The 566-nt window shown below is 46.5% G+C and carries 2 protein-coding genes; both read right to left on the bottom strand.

The features are described 5' to 3' along the window. Positions 1 to 25 precede the first annotated feature (25 nt). On the bottom strand, positions 26 to 112 hold the full coding sequence (locus tag A3729_RS34565) for a hypothetical protein (protein WP_368664562.1): 87 nt from the start codon (positions 110 to 112) through the stop codon (positions 26 to 28). A 9-nt stretch (positions 113 to 121) separates the two neighbouring features. Continuing rightward, positions 122 to 566, bottom strand: a 445-nt coding sequence (locus tag A3729_RS32830; protein ID WP_197475784.1) for a hypothetical protein, incomplete at its 5' end; no start/stop codon positions are given.

The raw sequence follows: 566 nt of genomic DNA, 5'->3' as shown, positions 1-566 counted from the left end.
AAATATGGTTTGACTTTGTTTTGCATTAATAAAACCAATACTTGAGCAGCACGCCTTGTGGTGTATCTCGCCATTGCCGTGTGACAAGGAAGCCTTGTATCGAATCACTCATGTAAGAGGCTTAATGAACCAAGTCATTCAGTCGGCGTTCTGTGATGATCAGGGAGATCATTTTCTTCATTTTGTCTCTAACAATCTCGGCTTCTTTATGGAGTTGCTGATTGCGCTGCTCCTTATTGTCGCTCAGTGTTTTCAAGCTTAGGCTTGGCTGGTACCGTGCAAAGCTCATATACAGCTTGGGAATCTTCTTTTTGACCGGCTTGGGAATACTAAGTGTTCTTGAATGCTTAATCGTCTCGTGCATATGTTGAGGAAGCCACTTGAATAGAGGCTCTAAGCGTCGGTCTAACTTAATTGGCATGGCCCAGCGATCAGAGCCGTGATGGACGGCGATTAAAACCGGGCACTGGTTAACGAGTGCCAGCTCAATAAAGCGAGGGCTGAGAAAAGGAAGCACCGCAACGCCGTCGCCAAAATTACACAGCTCGCCCTCGGGCATAATAACG

Source organism: Oleiphilus sp. HI0043, from assembly GCF_001634935.1.
This window is presented reverse-complemented; position numbering and strand designations above follow the sequence as displayed.

Coding starts and splice junctions, on each gene's coding strand:
- A3729_RS34565 (WP_368664562.1), bottom strand. CDS start 112: ATGAGTGATTCGATACAAGGCTTCCTTGTCACACGGCAATGGCGAGAT.